Raw genomic sequence first — 21,023 nt, 5'->3', positions numbered from 1 at the left:
CCTGGGATGAGGTGGTGGGGTGGTTTCGGGTGTGGCGGGCCGGACCACCGTCGGTACGACGGCAGCCGGGATGTGCGCGTGGGGTCAGGTGGTGGTGGCCCGGTTCCGGGCGAAGAACTGGGTGAGGCTGCCGAACTGCACCTGCTGGACCAGGACGGCGGCGACGATGATGCCGCCCTTGACCATGTTCTGGGCCTCGGCGGAGAGGTTGTTGATGGCGAACAGGTTGGTGATCGTGGAGAAGATGATCACTCCGAGCAGGGAGCCGATGATCGTTCCCCGCCCGCCGCTGAGCAGCGTGCCGCCGATGATCGCGGCGGCGATCGCGTCCAGCTCGTAGAGGTTGGCCATCGCCGCCTGCGCGGAGGTGGCCTGCGCGGTCAGCATGACCGCGGCGATGCCGCAGCACAGGCCGGACAGCGCGTAGAGCATCACGGTGTGCCGGCGGACGTTGATGCCGGCCAGCCGGGCCGCCTCCGGATTGCCGCCGACCGCCACCGTACGGCGGCCGAACGTGGTCCGGTTCAACAGCACCCACCCGGCCGCCACCACCGCCACCAGGATGTAGACCAGCAGCGGGATGCCGAGCACGTTCGTGCTGGCGATGCCGTTGATGAACGTGTTGCCCGACACCTGGGTCTGCTTGTCGGAGATCTCCGCCGCCAGCCCTCGCGCTGCCACGAGCATGGCGAGCGTGGCGATGAACGGCACCAGCCGCCCGTACGACACGAGCAGCCCGTTCACCACGCCGACGGCGAGCCCGACGGTGAGCGCGGTGAAGATCATGCCGCCCGCGCCGTAGCTCTGCGTCGCGACTGTGGTGCACCAGACCCCGGCGAGCGCGACGATCGCGCCGACCGACAGGTCGATGCCGCCGCCGATGATCACGAACGTCATGCCGACGGTGACCACGCCCACCACCGAGGCGAGCTTTCCGATGGTGAGCGTGTTGCCCCACACCCAGTTCGGGTCGCCGTAGAGGTCGGGGCGGGTCAGGATGCCGATGACCACCAGCACGACCAGCGTGGCGAGCAGGCCCAGGTTGCGCTTGGCGCCCTCCCCGCCGTCGCCGCGCCACCAGGAGAGCTTCGCCGGCGCGCCGACCTTCGCGGTCTCCGCCCGCTCCACCGGCGGCGACTGCGCGGGCAGCGAGGTGTCAGTGGCTTCGCTCATGCCGGTGCGCCTTCCATGAGGGACCCCGCCATGACGAGGTCGAGCACGGTGTTCTCGTCCAGTTCGCCGGCCGGGGCCTCGCGGACCACCCGGCCCTCCCGCATCACCAGCACCCGGTCGGCCAGGCCCAGCACCTCGGGCACCTCGCTGGAGACCAGCAGCACCCCGACGCCGCGGGCGGCCAGATCGCGGATCACCTGGTACAGCTCGGCGCGAGCGCCCACGTCCACGCCCCGGGTCGGCTCGTCGAGCAGCAACAGCCGGGTGTCACCGAGCAGCCACCGCCCGACCACCACCTTCTGCTGGTTGCCGCCGGACAGCGTGCGCACCGGCCGGCGTACGTCCCGGGGCCGCAGCTCCAGCGACGCGGCGATCCGGTCCGCCTCGGCGCGTTCCCGCCCGGTGTCGGTGAAGCCGAGGCGGGCGTACCGGCTGAACGTGGCGAGCGTGACGTTGCGGTAGATCGGTTCGCCGAGCAGCAGCGCCTGGCTCTTGCGTTCCTCCGGTGCCATGCCCATCCCGGCCCGTACCGCCGCGCCCACGCTCCCGGGGCGCAGCGCGCGGCCGTTCACCCGGACCGTCCCGGCGTGCGCCCGGCGCGCGCCGAAGATGGTCTCCAGCAGCTCCGACCGGCCCGAGCCGACCAGCCCGGCGATGCCGACGATCTCTCCCGCCCGGACCCCGAGCGAGACGTCGGCGAACTCGCCGGGCCGGGTCAGCCCGTCCACCCGCAACAGCTCCGCGCCGCCCCCGTGGTCGGCCGGGCGCTGCGGGAAGACGTACTCGATGGTCCGCCCGGTCATCCGGGCGACCAGGTCGCGGGTCGGTGTCTCGCGGGCCGGCAGGCTCGCCGCCGTGGTCCGGCCGTCCTTGAGTACGGTGACCCGGTCGCCGATCTCGCGGATCTCCTCCAGCCGGTGCGAGATGTAGATGACCGCGATGCCCTGCGCGGTGAGTTCCCGGATGATCCGGAACAGGTTCGCCACCTCGTCGTGGGCAAGCACCGCGCTCGGCTCGTCCATGATGATCAGCCGAGCCTCGTGGGACAGCGCCCGGGCCATGCTGACGATCTGCTTGCCCGCGGCGGGCAGGTGCCGCACCAGCCGTCCCGGCGGGATCTCCGGGTGGCCGAGCCGGGCCAGGATCTGCCGGGTACGCCGGGCCATGTGCCCCCGCCGGACGAAACCGAACCGGCGCGGCTCGTGGCCGAGGAACGCGTTCTCCGCCACCGACAGGTCGTCGACCAGGTCGAGTTCCTGGTAGATGGTGGCGATGCCGGCGCGCATGGCGGCCTGCGGGTTGGCGAACGAGGCCGGCTCGCCGCGCCAGCGCACCTCGCCGGAGTCCGGTCGGTGCACCCCGGCCAGCACCTTGATGAGCGTGGACTTGCCGGCGCCGTTCTGCCCCAGCAGGCAGTGCACCTCACCGGCCCGCACCTCCAGTTGCACGCCGTCGAGCGCGCGTACCCCCGGGAACGTCTTGACGACGTCGGTGAGGCGCAGGACCACCTCGCCCGCGACGGCGTCGGCGGGCGCCTCGACGAGCGGCCGGGCCTCGGGCTGTCCGATCTCGCTCATGCTGCTTCTCCGAACGCGAGGTCGCTGGCCAGCACCGCGGCGCCGGCGACGCCGGCGCGCGGGCCCAGCTCGGACAGGACGACGGGCAGGTTGCCGGTGGCGAGCGGCAGCGAGCGGCGGTAGACGACGCTGCGGATCTCGGCGAGCAGGATGTGGCCGAGCTGGGCGAGCCCGCCGCCGATGACGATCATCGACGGGTTGGTGAAGCTGACCAGCCCGGCCAGTACGCTGCCGACCCGCCGGCCGCCGTCGCGGATGAGCTGGATGCAGGTGACGTCCCCCTCGATCGCCCCCTGCGCCACGTCCAGCGCGGTCACCACGCCCCGGGCGGCCAGCCGCTCGGCCAGCGCCGGGGACACCTCGGTGCGGGCCGCCACAGTCGCCTCCCGGGCCAGCGCGGCGCCGCTGAACACCGCCTCCAGGCAGCCGAGGTTCCCGCAGCTGCACATCGGACCGTTCGGGTCGACCTGGATGTGGCCGATGTCCCCGGCGCAGCCGTCGGTGCCCCGGTAGACCTCGCCGTGCAGGTAGATGCCGCAGCCGATGCCGGTACCGATCTTGATGAACAGGAAGTCGTCGACGGAGTGGGCCACGCCGCCGTGCCGCTCGCCGATCGCCATGATGTTGACGTCGTTGTCGACCACCGCCGGGCAGCCGTGCTCGCGGGTGAGCAGTTCGCGGACCGGGAACCGGTCCCACCCCGGCATGATCGGCGGGGAGACCGGCACGCCGTCACGGAAGCTGACCGGCCCCGGTACGCCGATGCCCACCGCGTCGAGCCGCTCGTACGCGCCGTCCACCTTGGCCTTGTGCAGCAGCTCGTTCACCCGCTGGAGCGTCACCTTCGGGCCGGAGCGGATGTCGGCGGCCTCGGTGTAGGCGGCCACCGTCTCCAGCCTGCCGTTCACCACCTCCACGTCGATCGAGCTGGCGCCCAGGTCGACGGCGGCGAAGCGCAGGTGCGGGCTCAGCTCGACGAGCGTGGAACGGCGCCCGCCCCGGGAGGCGGCCAGCCCGGCCTCGGCCACGTATCCGAGGGAGACCAGGCGTTCCAGCTCGGCGAGCAGGCGCGGACGGGGCATCTGGAGCCGGTCGCCGAGTTCGGCGCGGGACACCGCGCCCTCGTCCCGGAGCAGTCGCAGAAGCCGTACGTGCAGGGGGTCGACCGTCCGCACCGGCAGTCACCTCCGCATCGGCGTTGTGTGTCGTGTCCGACACAGTAGGAGCCTTCCGGGCCGCATGTCCATAGCTTCGGCACGCCTGATGCAAACTTTTGTCCATACGAACAAAAGCGAGTTCCGGATCATGAAAACGCGCCGCCCCGCCCGTGTGACTTCCGGGCGGGGCGACGCGATCTCGGGTCGGGTGCGTTCTCGGGTCAGCGGGAGGGCGTGCGGCCCTTCTTGCGCAGCTTGCGGTCGTCGCGCAGCTCCACGTAGGGCTCCTCGTCGGCCGGGTGCCCCGCCGCGATGGCGCGGCTGCGCTCCAGCTCGGCGTCGAACTCCGCGCCCAGCAGGATCGCGACGTTGCTCAGCCACAACCACACCAGGAAGATGATCACGCCGGCCACCGCGCCGTACGTCTTGTTGTACGACCCGAAGTTGCTCACGTAGAGCGCGAACAGGCCGGACACGACCAGCCAGAGCACCACCGCGAGCACGCCGCCGGGGCTGACCCAGCGGAAGCCGCCGTGCCGGGCGTTCGGCGAGGCCCAGTAGAGGATCGCGAACATCAGGCTCACCAGCACCAGCAGCACCGGCCACTTGGCGATGTTCCACACCGTCACGGCGGTCTCGCCCAGGCCGATCGCGTTGCCGGCCTGCTCGGCCAGCCCGCCGGTGAACACCACGATCACGGCGCTGATCAGCAGCATCACGCCGATCACCGCGGTCACACCGAGGCGTACCGGCAGCGTCTTCCAGATCGGCCGCCCCTCCGGCACGTCGTAGATGCTGTTCGAGGCGCGCATGAACGCGGCGACGTAGCCCGACGCCGACCAGAACGCCGCCACCAGACCGATGATCGCCGCGATGCTCGCCAGCCCGCCGGACTGGCCAGCCTGGTCGATCGCGCTCTCGATGATGCGGCGGATGTTCTCCTCCGGCACCGCCTGCCCGACGGTGTCCCGTACCCCCTCGGTGGCCCGGTCGCCGAGCAGGCCGAGGACCGAGATCAGCACCAGTACGCCCGGGAAGATGGAGAGGACGCCGTAGTAGGTGAGCGCTGCGGCCCAGTCGGTGAGGCTGTCGTCCTGGAACTCCCGGACGGTCCGCTTGAGGGTCGCCATCCAGCCGGTGGCCGACAGGTCGGCCGGGCTGTCCGGCCCGTCGTCCGGCCCCACCGGCCCGGTGCGCTTCCGCCCGCCGGGCCGGTCCTGCCCAGCGGGGACGTCGTCGCGCGCAGCGGGGGCGTCGTCGCGGGTGTCGTCGTGGACGTCGTGGGCGTCGTCGCGGGCGGCCATGGCACCTCCTCGTCGTCATGTCGTCCCGCACGACATGCCCTGACGAGGGCAGCGATAACCACCGCACCCGCAAACCGGCCACTCGACCGCCGGCGACCGGTCCCCGCCCCTTCCCTGCCCCTTCCCTGCCGGCCCGGTCCCCGGCCGAGCTCTGCCCTCGACTTCCGCCCGCGCCCCCACCCGCGCCCCACTGCTCGCACCCTGCCGCCGCCTCCACCCCTCTCGCCGCCGTTTGCTCTGCAGCCATGCGCGCGGCGGACACGCTCCGTAACCATGTGCGCCGATGGGTGCAGAGCAAAGGAGGCGGGGGCGGCGCTCCCACCGGCACCCCGCCACTCCCCGCCCGAAATCCGGGCGGGCGGCCGCTCCCCCGCGACCACCAATCGCCACCATCTCGACGACCGTCACGACGAGTGGAACGTCATGGGTGTCAAACGGGACCGGAAGCACCCATGACGTTCCACTCACCGAGGTCGGCCACCGGCGTGCGCGAAAGCGAGAGCGGCGGCGTACGGACGGCGACGGCCGGGGCGCCGAAGTGACGCGTGATCCGTCCTCCGATGCCACCACCTCGGGGAAGTGGGGATGATCCTGGAAACGCGAGCCGGCGAACACGCTCTCCGGCTATTTCCCCACCGGGTGAACGCGGCGGGCACGAGCGCGCACGCCCCGGCGCGACGGGTGCCGCCCGCGCGAGCCGACACGGGAGACGCACCCACCTGAGTGGACACATTGCGTGACGACAAGCATCACGGGCACGCCCGCTTTTCATCGTTGTAAGCGATATCGGGAGAGAGCCGCGAGAGACCGCCTCCCGCCATTGCGAGACAGTTTCAAGAAATATGCGACGCGAGTGAGCGAACCTCCATTCCGTCACTCATTGCAATCACGATCGGCAACGTTCCCAACATGCGCGCTATTCGCGTATCGTGCCCCCTCGTGCCGTCCGTTCGCCCCTCCGACGCGACTCCCCCCAAACCCCGGCCGCCGTCCGGCGGACGACCGGGGTCCGACGTGGACGCCGAGGTGGTGTCGCTGCCGCCGGACGACGGAAGCGTCGCCGGGCCCGAGTGGGCCGACGACGGGCCGGGCGAGACGCACCACCACAGCCGAGCAGCGCACCACACCGCAGGCGAGCACACCGCGGACGAGCACCACACCCGGGACGAGAACGAAGCCCGCGACAAGGGCGAGAGCCCGGACCAGACCCGGGACGCCCGTGAGCTGGCGGCCCGGTTCGAGGAGGAGAAACCGGGACGGGTGCTCGCCGGCCCGGTCGGGGTCCTCTTCACCGGCGTCACCGTCGCGGTCGGACTGCTGACGCTCTGGCAGGTGTTCTTCCCGCTGGCCCAGGGCAGCAAGTACTACCTCATCTTCTTCCTGGCCGGCGTCCTGCCGGTGGTGTTCCTCGCGTACCCCTCGGGAGTGCGGCTGCGACGCGCCGAGGCCGACGCGGACGACCGGCGCGGGCCCACGCCCGCGGACTGGCTGCTGGCCCTCGCGGCGCTCGTCGTCTGCCTCTACCCGGTGCTGCCGGTCACCATCGGTGCCGGTGGCGGCGGGTACGACGCCTTCCTCGACCGGCAGGGCCTGCTGGATCCGCTGGACGTGGCGTTCGGCACCGGGCTGCTGCTCCTGCTGCTGGAGGCGTGCCGGCGTACCACCGGATGGATCCTGCCCGCGGTGTGCGTGCTGTTCCTGGGGTACGGCTACTACGGCGGCCTGCTGCCGCAGTCCTGGCCGGTGGCGCACGCGGGGCTCGACTTCGGGCAGCTCGTCGACGCGTTCTACAACTCCGACAGCGGCTTCTACGGCACCCCGCTGGACGTGGCCGCCTCGTACATCGTGCTGTTCACGATCTACGGCGCGGTGCTCGACCTGTCCGGCGCGGGCCGGTTCTTCGTGGAGCTGTCCGCCGCCGCGTTCCGCCGCTCGCGGACGGCCGCCGGGCGTACCGCAGTCGCCTCGGGTTTCCTGCTCGGCACGGTCTCCGGCTCCGGCGCCGCCACCACAGTCAGCATCGGCGCGGTGACCTGGCCGATCCTGCGTCGCGCCGGCTACCCGGCCGAGCGGGCGGGCGGCATGCTCGCCGCGGCCGGCGTGGGGGCGATCCTGTCGCCGCCGACGCTGGGCGCCGCCGCGTTCATCATCGCCGAGTACCTGGGCGTGTCCTACCTCCAGGTGCTCGGCTGGGCCACGGTGCCGACGATCCTCTACTACCTGGGCATCCTGCTCTCCGTGGAGATCGACGCCCGGCGCTCCGGCGTGCGCCCGGTGGTCATCGACACCGGCTCGGCGTGGCGGTTGCTGGCCCGCTTCGGCTACCACTTCCTCTCGCTTCTCGTGATCATCGTGGTGCTGGCGCTCGGCGCGTCGGCGATGCGGGCGGTCGTCATCGCCACCGTGATCGCGGCGGCGCTGTCCTTCCTGGACCGCCGGCACCGGCTCACGCCCGCCCGGCTGGTGGCGGCGCTGCGCGACGGCGTACGCGGGGTGCTCGCGGTGAGCGCCGTCTGCGCCGCGGCCGGCATCATCACCGCCACCACCACGAAGACCGGTCTCGGGCCGCAGGCCGCCGCGCTGCTGATCGACGGCGCGCAGGCGGTCAGCTCGGAGCCGGCGGTGGTGCTGGCGCTGACCGCGGTGCTCGCCGCCGTCGCGCTCAGCCTGCTCGGCCTCGCCGTGCCGGTCACCGCGTCGTTCGTCATCGGCTGGGTGATCATCGGCCCGGCGCTGCTGAACCTGGGCGTCGAGGCGCCCGCAGCGGCCATGTTCGTCTTCTACTTCGCGGTGCTGTCCGAGGTCTCGCCGCCGACCGCGCTCGCCGCTGTCGCCGCCGCCGCGGTCACCGGCGGCCGGCTGGTGCCGACCATGTGGCAGACCCTGCGGTACGCGCTGCCGGCATACCTGATCCCGCTGGCCTTCGTCATCACGCCGACCGGCCTCGGGCTGCTCGGCATCGGCGGGCCCGGGCGGATCGTGACGGCCGGCCTGGTGTCGGCGCTCGGCGTCGCGGTGCTGGCGGTCGCGGCCGGCGGCTGGCTACCCGGTGTGGGCCCGGCCGGCGTGCCGGAGCGGATCGTCGGCGCGATCGCCGGGCTGGTGCTGCTCTGGCTGGAACCGCTGCCCATGGCGATCGGCGCGGCGCTCGCCGCGCTGGCGGTCGCGGGCGTGTACGTCCGACGTGGCGCCGCCGGGCACGCCGGCCGCCCGGCGGTCGAAGAATCCGTGGACCTTGGGGAGGAGAGAGAGTGGGACGGATCGACGCGAGGATAGTGGCGGGTGTCGGGGCACTTGTCCTGGTCGCCGCCGGTGCCGCCGGCTGCGGGGGCCGTCAGGACGGCGCGGCGAAGGACGACGCCGCCCGCGAGGTCAGCTGCAAGGTCACCAAGGACACCCGGGTCGGCATCGCCACCGGCAACGCCACGGGCGTCTACTACGTGGTCGGCAACGCGCTCGCCGGTGAGCTGAGCAAGACCACCGACGGGAAGCTCACCGGGACGGCCGCCGAGACCGGCGCCTCGGTGCAGAACGTGGAGCAGCTCGTCGCCGGCCAGTACGACGTGGCGTTCTCCCTGTTCGACACCGCCGTCAACGCGGTGCAGGGCAAGGGGAGCTTCACCGCGCCGCAGCCGGTGAAGGCGCTGGCCCGGATCTACGACAACTACACGCAGGTGGTGGTCCGCGCCGACGCGGGGATCACGTCGGTGGCCGACATGAAGGGCAAGAAGATCTCCACCGGGTCGCCGAAGTCCGGCACCGAGGTCATCGCCAACCGCCTGCTCACCGCCGCCGGGCTGGATCCGGCCAAGGACATCCAGGCGCAGCGGCTGGACCTCACCAAGACCGTCGACGGCATGAAGGACGGCAGCATCGACGGCTTCTTCTGGTCCGGCGGCGTACCGACCGGCGGGGTCACCGACCTGTTCACCACGTCCGGCGACAAGGTGAAGTTCGTCGACATCAGCCCGCTGCTGCCGAAGATGGCCGAGCTGAACCCGGCGTACCAGGCGGGCACCATCGGCAAGGACATCTACCGGACCCCGGCCGACGTGCCCACCATCGTGGTGCCGAACGTGCTGCTGGTGCGGGACGACCTGGACGCCGACGTGGCCTGCGCGATCACCCGGACGGTGTTCGACTCCAAGGACGCCCTGGCCCAGGCGAACCCGGCGGCGAAGGGCATCGAGCTGGGCAACGCCCGCAAGACCGACCCGGTGCCGCTGCACCGTGGCGCGGAGCGGGCGCTGAGCGACCTCGGCGCGAGCTGACCTGAACGGGCCGGGCCCGGACGTCGCGTCCGGGCCCGGCCCACCGACCCGACCCGGAGACCCCCGTGCCGCTGCCCCACCCGGCTCGCGTACGCCGGCATCACCGCTCCGCGGACCGCACCGGACGCCTCCGCTCGGTTCGCGTCCAACTGCTGGCCCCGATCCTGGTGGCCACCGCCGGCCTGGTCGTGCTGGGGGCGGCGCAGACCGGCGCGGCGCTCGACGCGTCCGCCGACGCCGACCGGGCCCGCGTGCTGGCCGGCACCGCCACCGCGACCGTACGGCTGGTGCACGAGCTGGAACGCGAGCTGGGCGAGACGGCCGCGTTGCGCCAGCGCGGCGGTACGTCGGGTCGCCCGCTCGTGGACGCGCAGCGACGCCGGGTGGACACCGCTGTCGATCGCTACCGCGCGGCGCAGGGTGACGCCCGCCGGGCCGCCCCCGACCTGGCACCCGTGCTCAACGACGCCAGCCGGCGCCTGGACAAGCTCGCGCCCACCCGGGAGCAGGCGGTGGCCGGCGAGGACGCCGACCCGGCGTACGTGTCGCTCGTGGAGTCGCTGCTCGCGGTCGCGGACGCGCTGCCGAGCCAGCTCCGCGACGCCGATCTGGCCAACCAGGCCCGTGAGGTGGCCGCGGTGGCCGCCCAGGAGCACCTGTCCTCGCTGGAGCGCGACCTGCTGCGGGCGGTGTTCGTCCGGGGCGGGCTGGAACGCGGTGAGCTGGCCCGGCTGGGCCGGTTGCGGGGTGCCCGGGAGCAGCGGCAGGCCGAGTTCCTGCGGATCGCCTCCGACTCGTCGAGAACCGCCTGGTACCGCAAGGTCGACGGCACGGACGTGACAGCGGCCCGGCGGATGCGCGACACGGTGCTCGACACCGACGGCGCGCCGGACGCGCTGAAGAGCGACGGCGACGCCTGGTACGTGGCGCAGAGCGGCGCGATCCGCCGGTACAACCTGCTCGGCCGGGACCTGTCCGACGGGCTGGACCGGGACGCGGCGGACCTGGCCGGGGCGGCCCGGTTGCGTGCGGTGCTGACCGCCGGCGCGACGAGCACGGTCGCGCTCGGCTCGCTCCTCACCGCCGTGCTGCTGGCGGTCCGTACGAGCCGCCGGTTGCGCCGGCTGCGGGTGGCCGCGCTGACCATGGCGAACCGGGAACTGCCGGAACGGATCACCGCGATCGCGGCGGGCGAGCGGACCCCGGCGGAGGGCCCGGCGACCCGGATGACCGACGGGATCAGACGCGGCCGGGACGAGGTGGCGCAGGTCGCCGAGGCGTTCGACACGGTGAACCGGGCCGCGTTGCGGCTGGCCGGTCAGCAGGCCGAGTTGCGGCTGGACGTGACCCGGATGGCGGAGGCGCTGGCCCGGCGCATCCGGACGCTCATCACCCGGCAGCTGCGGCTGCTCGACGACTTCGAGCGCGAGGAGACCGACCCGGACGCGCTGGCCCGGCTGTTCGCGCTGGACCACCTCGCCGCCCGGTTGCGCCGCAACGGGGAGAACCTGCTGGTGCTCGCCGGTGGTGAGCCCGGCCGGGGGCACGAGGGCGCGTTGCTGCTGGACGACGTGGTGCGGGCGGCGGCGTCCGAGATCGAGGACTACCCGCGGGTGGAGATCGACGTGCCGACCGCCGCGGTGCACGGCACGGCGGCCGGCAACCTAGTGCACCTGCTGGCCGAGCTGCTGGAGAACGCCACCGTCTACTCGCCACCGGAGGCCCGGGTGCTCGTCGACGGCCGGCGCACGGTCGACGGGCTGGTGCTGCGCGTCCGCGACCAGGGCATCGGCGTCAGCGAGAGCCGGCTGACCGAGATCAACGAGCGGCTGGCCGCGCCGGCCACGCTGTCCAGCGCGGCGGCGGGCAGCATGGGCCTGCACGTGGTGGCCCACCTGGCCGCCCGGCACGGGATCCGGGTGCAGTTGCACAACCCCGGTACCGGCACTGTGGCGCAGGTCGACGTACCGGAATCGGTCCTGACCCGGGTCGAGTCGGTGGCGTCCCGGCCTGCCGCCGAGCGGCGGCCGCGCGCCGCGGCCTGGTTCAAGTCCGGGCCGGCCGCCGGCCGCAGCCTCGTCACCAGCGCCACGACCGTCGGGCCGGCGCGCGGCGTCGCCGCGGTCCGCACGCCGGGTGGCGCGTTGCTGGCGCCGAGCACCGCCCGGATCCGCCCGGTGAGCGTGCCGCCGACGCCCGTCCCGACCACCGCCGCCGGGCTGCCCCGGCGGCAGGTGGGCGGCCACCTGCCCGAGCCGATGCCGGACACCACCGCGCCGCCGCCGGCCACCGACCTGCTCGACCCCGAAGTGGTACGTGCCCGGCTGTCCGCCCTCGCCGAGGGGGTGGCCAGCGCGACCCGCCGTGCCCCGAACACCACACCCAACGGGAGAAGACCATGACCTCACCGTCCACCACCGGACTGGACTGGCTGCTGGCGAACTTCGCCGAGCAGGTGCCGGACGTCTCGCACGCGCTCGCGGTCTCCGAGGACGGGTTGCGGCTGGCGTCCTCGCCGGACCTCTCCCCCGACCAGGTCGACCAGCTCGCGGCGGTGATCAGCGGGCTGGCGAGCCTGACCGTGGGCGCGGCCCGGCTGATGTCGGCCGGCCGGGTACGCCAGCAGATCGTGGACATGGACGGCGGGGTGATGCTGGTGATGGCGGTGGGTGAGCGGGCGCTGCTCGGCGTGCTGGCCGCGCCCGGCTGCGACCTGGGCCAGATCGGCTACGAGACGGCGACGCTGGTGCAGCGGGTGGCGGAGGCGCTGGAACCGGCGGTCCGCCGATGACCGGCCGCGTGCTGCGGCTGACCGCCGCGCTGATGTCGGCGGTGCTGGTGGCCGGGTGCGCGGCCGAGGACTCCGCGCCCGAGGCGTGGCACGGCGGGCGGATCTTCCTGGCCACCGGCAACACCACAGGCGTCTACTACCAGCTCGGCGGCGGGTACGCCGACCTGATCACCCGCCACCTGCCCGGGTACGAGGCGCGGGCCGAGCCGACCGGCGCGTCGGTGGAGAACATCACCCGGGTGGCGAGCGGCGACATGGAGATCGCGTTCAGCCTGGCCGACACGGCGGCGGACGCGGTCGACGGGCGCGGGGCGTTCGACAAGCAGCCGCAGCCGGTACGCGCGCTGGCCCGGGTCTACAGCAACTACACGCACGTGATCGTCCGCGCCGACGGCAAGATCCGCAGCTTCGCCGACCTGCGCGGCAAGCGCATCTCCACCGGTTCGCCGAAGTCCGGCACCGACATCATCGCCGGGCGCCTGCTCACCGCCGGTGGCATGGACCCGAACCGGGACATCCAGCGGTTCAACCTGTCGCTGCCGGAGACGGTCAAGCGGATGCGGGCGAAGGGCCTGGACGCCATGTTCTTCTCCGGCGGTCTGCCCACCCCCGGTGTCAAGGATCTGCTCTCGTCCGCACCGGGCACGTTCCGGCTGCTGCCGATCGACGAGCTGATCGAGCCGTTGAGCGCCCGCTTCGGCGCCGTCTACACCACGGCGACGCTGCCGAAGGAGGTGTACGGGACACCCGAGCCGACGCCGACCATCACGGTGGCGAACGTGATCCTGGTGGGGGCGGACATGCCGGACCAGCTGGCGTACGACCTGACCCGGGTGCTGTTCACCTGGCAGGGCGAACTGATCCAGGTGCACCCGGAGGCGGCGAACTTCAACCGGTCCAGTGCCGCGTCGACCCGCCCGATCCCGTTGCATCCCGGCGCGCAGCGGTTCTACCGCACCGGCTGAGGGCGGGACCGCGCCGCCTCGACCGCGCCGGGGCGGGGAGGCGCCTGCTCACGGCGTCCAGTCGCGCCGCAGCAGGCCGTAGATCACCATGTCCCCGAAGCCGTCGCCGTCGTACCCGCGCTCCCGCTGGGTGCCTTCGTGGACGAAACCGCATCGCTCGGCGGTACGCCGCATGGCCGTGTTGGCGGCGAGCGTCTCGATCTCCAGGCGGCGCAGGTTGCGGTTGCGGAAGCCGTACCGGCAGAGCAGCCGGATCACCTCGGTGCCGTAGCCCTGGCCGCGCGCCTCGGGGAGCAGCGTGATGCCGAGGTGGGCGAGCCTGCTGAACGTGTCGATCCCCCACAGCACGCCGGTGCCGAGGAACGTGCCGTCGGCGACGGTCTCGGCCAGCAGCGACACCGCGGCGCCCGCGTCCGGCTGCTCGCCGGCGCGCTTCTCCAGCCGGGCCCGGACCTGCCCCACGTGGTGCGGCAGGAACGGCCCGTCGTCGGTGATCAGGTGCAGTTCCGGATCGGCGTGCAGGCGGAACAGGTCCGGTGCGTCGTCGGGGGTGGGGGTACGCAGGCGGACCCGGTCGGTGGCGAACATCCCGCGACGCTAACAGCCGGGCCGCAGCCACTCGACCGGATTATCCGGCCGCCGCCGGGCGCCCCACACGCCTAAAAACTAAGTGCTTAGCTAACTGAGGAGGTCGCGCTGTGTCTGCTGAGGCTGCGCACTACAACATGCATGACGCCAAGACCCACCTGTCGCGCATCATCGAGCGGGTGGAACGCGGCGAAGAGATCATCATCGACCGGGCGGGCACCCCCGTGGCGAAGGTCGTGCCGCTCGTGCGCCGAACCGACCGCACGGCGGTCGGCTCCCTCGCCGGGCAGGTGGACCTCTCCGGTGACTGGGACTCGCCACAGACCAACGCCGAGATCGCCGCCGACTTCGGAATCGGCGCATGACCCTGCTGCTGGACACCCACGTCGCGCTCTGGGCCATCACCGGCGACGCCACTCTCGGTGTCGAGTTCCTCGACCGGCTACGCCACGACCCCGATGTCTTCCTCTCCCCGGTCAGCCTCTGGGAGATCACCGTCAGGCAGCAGGCGGGGAAGCTCTCCGGTCCTCCCGACCTCGCGGAACGGGTGCGGGACATGGGTTTCCGTGAACTCCCGGTGACCCACGACCACGCCATCACCGCGGGCCGCCTGCCGCCGCATCACCGGGATCCCTTCGACCGGATGCTGGTGGCGCAGGCGATCACGGAGAACCTGACCCTGGCCACCCGCGACGCCTCCATCCCGCTCTACGACGTCGACGTCCTCAAGGTGTAGGCCTCAGGCGTCGGCGGGGGTGGTGGCGGCCCGCGCCGCCGCGACCAGCCGGGCGGTCTCGTCGGTCACCGCCTCGTCGTCGGTCGGCGTCCCCGGGTCGTAGCGGACCGTCCAGGTCAGGCCGTCGACCCCGGGCACCCGCCGGGCCGCGATCCGCCCGGAGCCGCCGGGCACCTCGTGGTGCGAGGTGTACGCCACCGAGCCGGTGACCCGGGCCCGGACCTGGTGCGGCAGGTCACCCGGGTCGACGAGCAGGTACGTCTCGGGGAGGCCGTCCGCGACCACCAGGTAGCCGTCGCGCTCGGCGACCGGCTCGGCCGGCGTGACGGTGAGTTCCCGGCCGGACCAGACCGCCTTGAGGATGTCGTGCCAGCCGAGGCGGTCCACCCGGCCGGGCAGCCAGAGCCCGCGGTTGCTGGCGACCAGCACGCCGTCGTTGCCGCCCTCGCCGGTGCCGGCGGCGGCCCAGGCGAGCACCCGCTCGTCGGCGACCAGCGGCGGCCGGTCCGCCGAGGGCAGTTTCGGCCGGCGGTTGAACAGACCCATCACAAACCTCCGGCGGCCTGCTCGCGCAGTGCCCGTGCGTGCTGTTCCAGCGAGAGCAGTTCCCCGAACAGGGCGAAGTACTCGTCCTTGTTGCTCACCGGGTTGACTCGCTGGATCTTCGACTTCAGGTCACGGATGCGGCCGGTGACCGAACTCCACTGGAGCCGAGCCATGGTGATCGAGACGTACCGCGGGTCGGGCTCGCCGTCGATACGCAGCGGTTCCACCGCCAGCTCGCCGATCAACGCCTGCCCGGCCAGGTCGTCGCAGGCATCGCGGACCCGCTCGATCCAGACCGCGCCGCCGGTGGCGCCGGACGCCCCGCCTGCCGCTGCCACGGCGGCGCGTACCGCGAGGTGCACCGGATGCTGGTAGTCGGTCGCCTCGACCGCGTCGAACATCGGGCCGGCCAGGACCGGCTCCTGCAACGCCAGCTTCAGCGCCTCCCGCTCCACCATGGAGCGAGGGCTGTCCACAGTGGGCGCGTTCGGGCGGGGGCGCCCGGACGCGGCGGGCCCACCGGGGGCCGGTTGCCCGTTCGCGGCGGCCAGCACCGCGCGCTGCACCGGCTCGATCTCCATGCCGAGGTCGCCGGCGAGTTTGCGGACGTACTCCGGGCGCTTCTCCCGGTCCTTGATCTTCGCCACCAGCGGCGCGGCGCGGCGCATGGCCTCGACCCGGCCGTCGACGGTGTCCAGGTCGAACCGGTTGATCACGTGCCGGAGTGCGAAGTCCACCAGGGGCTCGCGGCGGGCCACCAGGTCGCGTACGGCCAGGTCGCCCTTTGCCAGGCGCAGATCGCACGGGTCCATGTTGTCGGGGCTGACCGCGATGAAGGTACGCCCGACGAAGCGCTGGTCGTCCTCGAAGGCGCGCAGCGCGGCCTTCTGCCCGGCCGCGTCGCCGTCGAAGGTGAAGATGATCTCACCGGCCCGCTCGTCGCTGTCGAACAGCACCCGGCGCAGCACCGAGATGTGGTCGCCGCCGAACGCGGTGCCGCAGGTAGCCACCGCCGTCGGCACGTCGGCCAGGTGGCAGGCCATCACGTCGGTGTAGCCCTCGACCACCACCACCTTGCCCTGCTTGGCGATCTCCCGCTTGGCCTGGTCGATGCCGTAGAGCACGTGCGACTTCTTGTAGATCGGCGTCTCGGGGGTGTTCAGGTATTTCGGGCCGTCGTCGTCGTCGAACAGCTTGCGGGCGCCGAAGCCGATCACGTCGCCGGTGATGTCCCGGATCGGCCACATCAGGCGGCGGCGGAACCTGTCGATCAGCGAACCGGAGCGGGCCGGGCGGGACAGCCCGGCGGTGACCAGCTCGTCGTGGGTGAAGCCCTGCTGACGCAGGTGCTTGGTGAGCAGGTCCCACCCGTCGGGGGCGAAGCCGCAGCCGTACCGCTCGGCGGCGGCCCGGTCGAAGCCGCGCCCGGCGAGGAACTCGCGGGCCGGGCGCGCGCCGGCGGTGGTGAGCTGGGCCCGGTAGAAGTCGACGGCGGCGGCGTGCGCGGCCACCAGGCGCTGCCGCTGCCCCTGCTGCGGGCGGGGACGCGGCGCCGACCTGTCGTCCTCGACGTAGCGCAACTGGATGCCGGCGCGGGCGGCCAGCCGCTCGACGGACTCGACGAAGCTGAGGTGCTCGGCGTCCATCAGGAACTTGATCGCGTCGCCGCCGACCCCGCAGCCGAAGCAGTAGAACACGTTGCGGGCGGGCGAGACGTTGAACGACGGGCTCTTCTCGTCGTGGAACGGGCAGAGCCCCTTGAGGTTGCCGCCGCCGGCCGACTTGAGCGTCACCACCTCGGAGATGACGTCCGCGATGGCGGTGCGCTCGCGGACCAGCGCGATGTCCTCGTCCCGGATCCGCCCCGCCATGACCGCCACCCCCTCGGCGTACATCCTGCCCTGCCGGACCGACGTTCCGGCGGCCGGGGGGACGGGCGTGTGGCCGGCCACGCCCGTCCCCGCCGGCTCAGGCCGAGCGGGCCGCCGCGGGGTCGCCGATACGCGGGAACGGCTCGATCGAGAAGACCACCTCGACCGGCACCTCGAAGTACGCGGCGATGCGCAGCGCCAGGTGCAGGCTGGGCCGGAACTCGCCGCGCTCCAGGTAACCGACGGTCTGGTAGTGCACACCGAGCGCGTCGGCCAGTTGCCGGCGGGAGATGCCCCGTTCGGCGCGCAGCACCGCGATGCGGTTGTGCACGGTCTCGCTCATCGACGCCCTCTCATCCGACCCGCTGCATGGCCCGCTCCCGCCGGGCCGCGACCCGCGAGCCGGACTCCCGGCGGGCCATCCGGCGCAGCACCACCGGGGCCAGCACGAGCCCGAGCACCGCCCAGGCGCCGAGCACGCCGACCGTCTCCAGGTGCCGCCAGGAGCCGCCGAGTTCGACGGCCGCGAGGTCGCCGGGGAGCAGCGCCGAGCGCATGCCCAAGCCTAGCCAGTAGAGCGGGAACACCTGGGCGACGCCCTGGAGCCAGCCGGGCAGGCCGTTGATCGGGTAGAAGATGCCGGACAGCGCGATGAGACCGAAGATCGGCATCACCACCAGGCCCATGTTGCGGGGGTTCTCCACCAGCGAGCCGATCACCGCGCCCAGCGGCAGCGTCGCCACCAGCCCGAGCGGCACCACCCAGGCCAGCGTGAGCCAGGCGCCGGGGTCGCCGAGCCGCAGCCCGTCGAGGAAGAACAGCCCCGGCGTGAGCTGGATGACCACGCCGATCAGTGCGACCGCCGAGACCAGCACGATCTTGCCGACCAGGTAGCCGAGCATGCCGTCCGGGATCGCCTTGGCGCGCAGCAGCGTGCCGTCCTCCCGGTCGATGACGAGCTGGTTGGCCAGCCCGAGCAGGCCGCCGAAGAGCAGGCCCATGCCGAGCGCGCTGGGCAGCGTACGGGCGCCGAGCGAGAAGTCGGTGCCGGGCACCGTCGAGCCGCGCATCCAGAACACGGCGATCAGCAGCACCACTGTGGGGAAGAAGTAGGTCCAGAGATCCTGGCCGTTGGTGAACGTGGCGCGCAGCTCGATCACGCCGCGCCGCAGACCGGCCCGTAGCGCGTTGGTGGTCGGGTTCATCGGTTCGCCTCCTGCTGCCACACCCGCTCGGCCCGGCCGGTACGGATGCCGGTCTCCTCCTCGTGCACCAGCGCCAGGTACGCGTCCTCCAGGCTGGCCCGGCGCACCTCCAGCTCGCGTATCCGGTCGCCGTGCTCACGGAGCAGGTCGCGCAGGAACGCGGTGGCGTCGGCGGTGGCGTGCACGTACCGCTCGCCGTCCCGGGTCCAGCGCACCTCGGCGTCCCCCGCGACACGCCGGGCGAGCTGGTCGGGCGACCCCTCGGCGATGATCCGGCCGCCGGCCAGGATGAGGATGCGGTCGGCCAGCTTCTCCGCCTCGGCCAGGTCGTGCGTGGTCAGCACGATGGTGGTCTCGTCCAGGTCGGCCAGGCGGTGCACCAGCTCGTGGAACTCGCGCCGGGCGGCCGGGTCGAAGCCGACGGTGGGCTCGTCCAGGAACAGCAGTTCCGGCCGGCCCACGATGCCGACAGCGACGTCGAGCCGGCGACGCTGACCACCGGAGAGCCGGGACACCCGGCTGCCGGCGTGCGCGGCCAGGCCCACCGTCTCCAGCAGCTCGTCCACCGGCCACGGGCGCGCGATCCGATCGGTGGCGTACGGCGCGTAGAAGTCGCCGAGGTGGGCGAGCAGCTCCCGTACCCGCCACTTGCCGTGGTCGCGCCAGGACTGCAGCACCACGCCCAGTCGTGCGCGCCACCGCTCGTCACCGCGCGCCGGGTCGGTGCCGAGCACGCGCACCGTGCCGGCCGAGGGCAGCCGGAAGCCTTCGAGGATCTCGATGGTGGTGGTCTTGCCCGCGCCGTTGGGCCCGAGCAGCGCCACCACCTCGCCCCGCCGGGCGGTCAGGTCGACGCCGTGCAGCACGTCGACGGCGCCGTAGCGCATACGCAGATCCCGCACGTCGAGGACGAGATCCTCGTCGGGCGGTCGGGGGGACGCGACGGCCCCGGGAAGTTCGACCGCAGTCATGCCTCGGAATGTAGCACTCATACTACAAACAGAGGTACCCCCACTCAGGAGCGTGGGCGGTGGAACCAGCGCGTGACGGGGGCCGGTTCCTCCTCCTCGTACGACCGGGCCGCGTTCACCGCGGCGGCCAGGCCGGAGCGGCGGGGCCGGGGCCCGGCGCGCAGCATCGGATCGGCGGCCATCTCCCGGAGCACCGCGACGGCCAGGCCCAACATCACCACGACGAACGGCAACGCGACCAGGATGGTCGCCTGTTGCAGCGCGGCCAGGCCGCCGGCCAGCAGCAACGCCGCCGCGACCGCGCCGATCAGCACGCCCCAGAGCACCACCACCCCGCGATGTGGCCGCAACGCGCCCCGCGAGCTGAGCGAGCCGAGCACCAGCGACGCCGAGTCCGCGCTGGTGACGAAGTAGAGACCGATCAGCACCATGGCGAGCACGCTCGTCAGCGTGGCCAGCGGCAGCGCGTCGAGCAGCCCGAACAGCGCCTGCTCGGACCCGGCGTCCACGTCCGCCACCAGATCGCGGGTGCCGGTGGTCTGCGTACGCAGGGCGGTCCCGCCCATCACCGCGAACCAGACGGTGCTCGCGCCGCTGGGTATCAGCAGCACCCCGATCAGGAACTGGCGGACCGTGCGGCCGCGCGAGATGCGGGCGATGAACGTGCCCACGAACGGCGCCCAGGAGATCCACCACGCCCAGTAGAAGATCGTCCACGAGCCCAGCCAGGCAGGATCGGAGAACGCCCCGGTACGCGTGGACATGCGCACCAGGCCGCTCAGGTAGTCACCGACCGAGGCCGGCAGCACCTCCAGCGTGTAGACGGTCGGACCGACCACGAACACGAACAGCATCAGCACGACCGCGATCAGCACGTTCGTGGTGGACAGCCACTTCACGCCCCGGTGCAGGCCGGAGAACGCGGAGACGACGAACGCGAGTGTGAGCGCGCCGATGATCGTCAGCTCGACGGCCCGGCTGTCCGGCCGCCGGCCACCAGATCCAGGCCGGCCGCCACCTGGAGCGCGCCCAGACCGAGGCTGGTCGCGGAGCCGAACACGGTGGCGAAGACGGCGAGCAGGTCGATCGCCCGACCGAGCGGGCCCTCGGTCCGGTCCCCGAGCAGCGGCGCGAACGCGGACGAGATCCGGTTACCACGCCCCTTGCGGAACGTCGAGTACGCCAGCGCCAGCGCCGCGATCGCGTAGATGCCCCACGGATGCAGCGTCCAGTGGAAGAGCGTGTACTGCATGGCCGTCGCCGCGGCAGCACCGGTCTGCGGCTCGACGCCGGACGCGGGCGGCGGCGTCGCGTAGTGCTGGATCGGTTCGGCGACGGCGAAGAACACCAGGCCGATGCCCATGCCGGCGCTGAACATCATGGCGATCCAGGCCAGCGTGTCGAACTCCGGCTCGTCGTCGTCGGCCCCGAGCCGGATCCGGCCGAACCGGGAGGCGGCCACGACCACCGCCAACACCAGGAAGGCGTCCGCCGCGACCACGAAGAACCAGCCGAACGTGCTCACGGTCCAGGCCAGGCCGGACTCGCCGAACCGGGCCAGCGAGCCCCGGGCGAACACGCCCCAGGCCACCTCGGCCAGCACGCCGGCCACGCGGGCCCGAGCACCACCCGGTCGACCCGCTTGCCCACGTCTTCCCCCATGGCCCCATCCTGGGCAGCGCAGCCGCCCGGGTAGGACGAAACGCCCCACTCCGCCTCCGTCGTCTTGGAGTTGTGGCGCCCGGAATGCCGGCTTCACGCTGGTATCAGAGGTGCCACAACTCCAAGACGCTTCTATGTGTGTGGTGATCGGTTCGGTTGGTTGCCGTTAGGGTTCGGCATCGATGATCACTTGGGTGACTCTTCGT

At 72.6% G+C, this 21,023-nt stretch carries 17 protein-coding genes and 1 pseudogene; 7 read left to right on the top strand and 11 right to left on the bottom strand.

Features of this window, described 5'->3' with window-relative positions; genetic code table 11:
• Positions 1 to 84 precede the first annotated feature (84 nt).
• From SM452_RS25205 to SM452_RS25190, 4 genes are all read right to left on the bottom strand, one after another.
• Positions 85 to 1,173: an ABC transporter permease gene (locus tag SM452_RS25205; RefSeq protein WP_355508427.1), complete on the bottom strand. Its 1,089-nt coding sequence runs from the start codon at positions 1,171 to 1,173 to the stop codon at positions 85 to 87.
• On the bottom strand, positions 1,170 to 2,750 hold the full coding sequence (locus tag SM452_RS25200; RefSeq protein ID WP_262015189.1) for a sugar ABC transporter ATP-binding protein: 1,581 nt from the start codon (positions 2,748 to 2,750) through the stop codon (positions 1,170 to 1,172). Before SM452_RS25200 ends, SM452_RS25205 begins: the two co-directional genes overlap by 4 nt.
• On the bottom strand, positions 2,747 to 3,925 hold the full coding sequence (locus tag SM452_RS25195) for an ROK family protein (protein ID WP_128137267.1): 1,179 nt from the start codon (positions 3,923 to 3,925) through the stop codon (positions 2,747 to 2,749). The genes SM452_RS25200 and SM452_RS25195 overlap by 4 nt, the downstream gene beginning before the upstream one ends.
• Positions 3,926 to 4,128: 203 nt before the next feature.
• Positions 4,129 to 5,211, bottom strand: a complete 1,083-nt coding sequence (locus SM452_RS25190; RefSeq protein ID WP_463840828.1) for a YihY/virulence factor BrkB family protein — start codon at positions 5,209 to 5,211, stop codon at positions 4,129 to 4,131.
• Positions 5,212 to 6,225: 1,014 nt separating this feature from the next.
• On the opposite strand from SM452_RS25190, the gene SM452_RS25185 reads away from it, so the two are divergent.
• The 5 genes from SM452_RS25185 (at position 6,226) to SM452_RS25165 (ending at position 13,238) form a co-directional block, all read left to right on the top strand.
• Positions 6,226 to 8,487, top strand: a complete 2,262-nt coding sequence (locus tag SM452_RS25185; protein WP_463840827.1) for a TRAP transporter permease — start codon at positions 6,226 to 6,228, stop codon at positions 8,485 to 8,487.
• Entirely contained in the window at positions 8,463 to 9,482 is a 1,020-nt protein-coding gene (locus SM452_RS25180) for a TAXI family TRAP transporter solute-binding subunit (protein WP_262015186.1), read from the top strand. The genes SM452_RS25185 and SM452_RS25180 overlap by 25 nt, the downstream gene beginning before the upstream one ends.
• Positions 9,483 to 9,547: 65 nt before the next feature.
• The gene (locus SM452_RS25175; protein WP_463840826.1) at positions 9,548 to 11,884 is read left to right on the top strand and encodes a sensor histidine kinase; all 2,337 of its coding nucleotides are present in this window, start codon (positions 9,548 to 9,550) and stop codon (positions 11,882 to 11,884) included.
• Entirely contained in the window at positions 11,881 to 12,273 is a 393-nt protein-coding gene (locus tag SM452_RS25170) for a roadblock/LC7 domain-containing protein (RefSeq protein ID WP_194802308.1), read from the top strand. Before SM452_RS25175 ends, SM452_RS25170 begins: the two co-directional genes overlap by 4 nt.
• Positions 12,270 to 13,238: a TAXI family TRAP transporter solute-binding subunit gene (locus tag SM452_RS25165; protein WP_463840825.1), complete on the top strand. Its 969-nt coding sequence runs from the start codon at positions 12,270 to 12,272 to the stop codon at positions 13,236 to 13,238. Before SM452_RS25170 ends, SM452_RS25165 begins: the two co-directional genes overlap by 4 nt.
• A gap of 48 nt (positions 13,239 to 13,286) precedes the next feature.
• On the opposite strand, the gene SM452_RS25160 is transcribed toward SM452_RS25165, so the two are convergent.
• A complete protein-coding gene (locus SM452_RS25160; protein ID WP_463840824.1) occupies positions 13,287 to 13,826 on the bottom strand; it encodes a GNAT family N-acetyltransferase in 540 nt (179 codons plus the stop codon).
• Between the two features lie 110 nt (positions 13,827 to 13,936).
• On the opposite strand from SM452_RS25160, the gene SM452_RS25155 reads away from it, so the two are divergent.
• Together SM452_RS25155 and SM452_RS25150 are read left to right on the top strand one after the other, a co-directional pair.
• Positions 13,937 to 14,191, top strand: coding sequence for a type II toxin-antitoxin system Phd/YefM family antitoxin (locus SM452_RS25155; RefSeq protein WP_194802314.1), 255 nt, complete (start codon positions 13,937 to 13,939; stop codon positions 14,189 to 14,191).
• On the top strand, positions 14,188 to 14,562 hold the full coding sequence (locus SM452_RS25150; protein ID WP_463840823.1) for a type II toxin-antitoxin system VapC family toxin: 375 nt from the start codon (positions 14,188 to 14,190) through the stop codon (positions 14,560 to 14,562). Before SM452_RS25155 ends, SM452_RS25150 begins: the two co-directional genes overlap by 4 nt.
• A 3-nt stretch (positions 14,563 to 14,565) precedes the next feature.
• Here SM452_RS25150 and SM452_RS25145 read toward each other — a convergent pair whose 3' ends face one another.
• The 6 genes and pseudogenes from SM452_RS25145 to SM452_RS25120 form a co-directional block, all read right to left on the bottom strand.
• Complete coding sequence (locus tag SM452_RS25145; RefSeq protein WP_262015182.1) at positions 14,566 to 15,108, bottom strand: hypothetical protein; 543 nt, start codon at positions 15,106 to 15,108, stop codon at positions 14,566 to 14,568.
• Positions 15,108 to 17,003, bottom strand: a complete 1,896-nt coding sequence (gene dnaG / locus SM452_RS25140; protein WP_262015181.1) for a DNA primase — start codon at positions 17,001 to 17,003, stop codon at positions 15,108 to 15,110. The genes SM452_RS25145 and dnaG overlap by 1 nt, the downstream gene beginning before the upstream one ends.
• A gap of 73 nt (positions 17,004 to 17,076) precedes the next feature.
• On the bottom strand, positions 17,077 to 17,322 hold the full coding sequence (locus tag SM452_RS25135) for a helix-turn-helix transcriptional regulator (RefSeq protein ID WP_013287928.1): 246 nt from the start codon (positions 17,320 to 17,322) through the stop codon (positions 17,077 to 17,079).
• A 10-nt stretch (positions 17,323 to 17,332) separates the two neighbouring features.
• Positions 17,333 to 18,184 (bottom strand): ABC transporter permease, encoded by an 852-nt coding sequence (locus SM452_RS25130; RefSeq protein ID WP_120568541.1) that lies wholly within the window; start codon positions 18,182 to 18,184, stop codon positions 17,333 to 17,335.
• A complete protein-coding gene (locus tag SM452_RS25125) occupies positions 18,181 to 19,155 on the bottom strand; it encodes an ABC transporter ATP-binding protein (RefSeq protein WP_262015179.1) in 975 nt (324 codons plus the stop codon). The genes SM452_RS25130 and SM452_RS25125 overlap by 4 nt, the downstream gene beginning before the upstream one ends.
• A 44-nt stretch (positions 19,156 to 19,199) precedes the next feature.
• Positions 19,200 to 20,767 (bottom strand): annotated as a pseudogene (locus SM452_RS25120) (BCCT family transporter).
• Positions 20,768 to 21,023 lie beyond the last annotated feature (256 nt).

The sequence above is a fragment of the Micromonospora sp. SYSU B005 genome (genome assembly GCF_055362685.1).
The sequence above is the reverse complement of the archived record's forward strand: the minus strand, read 5'-3'. Positions and strand labels throughout refer to the sequence as shown.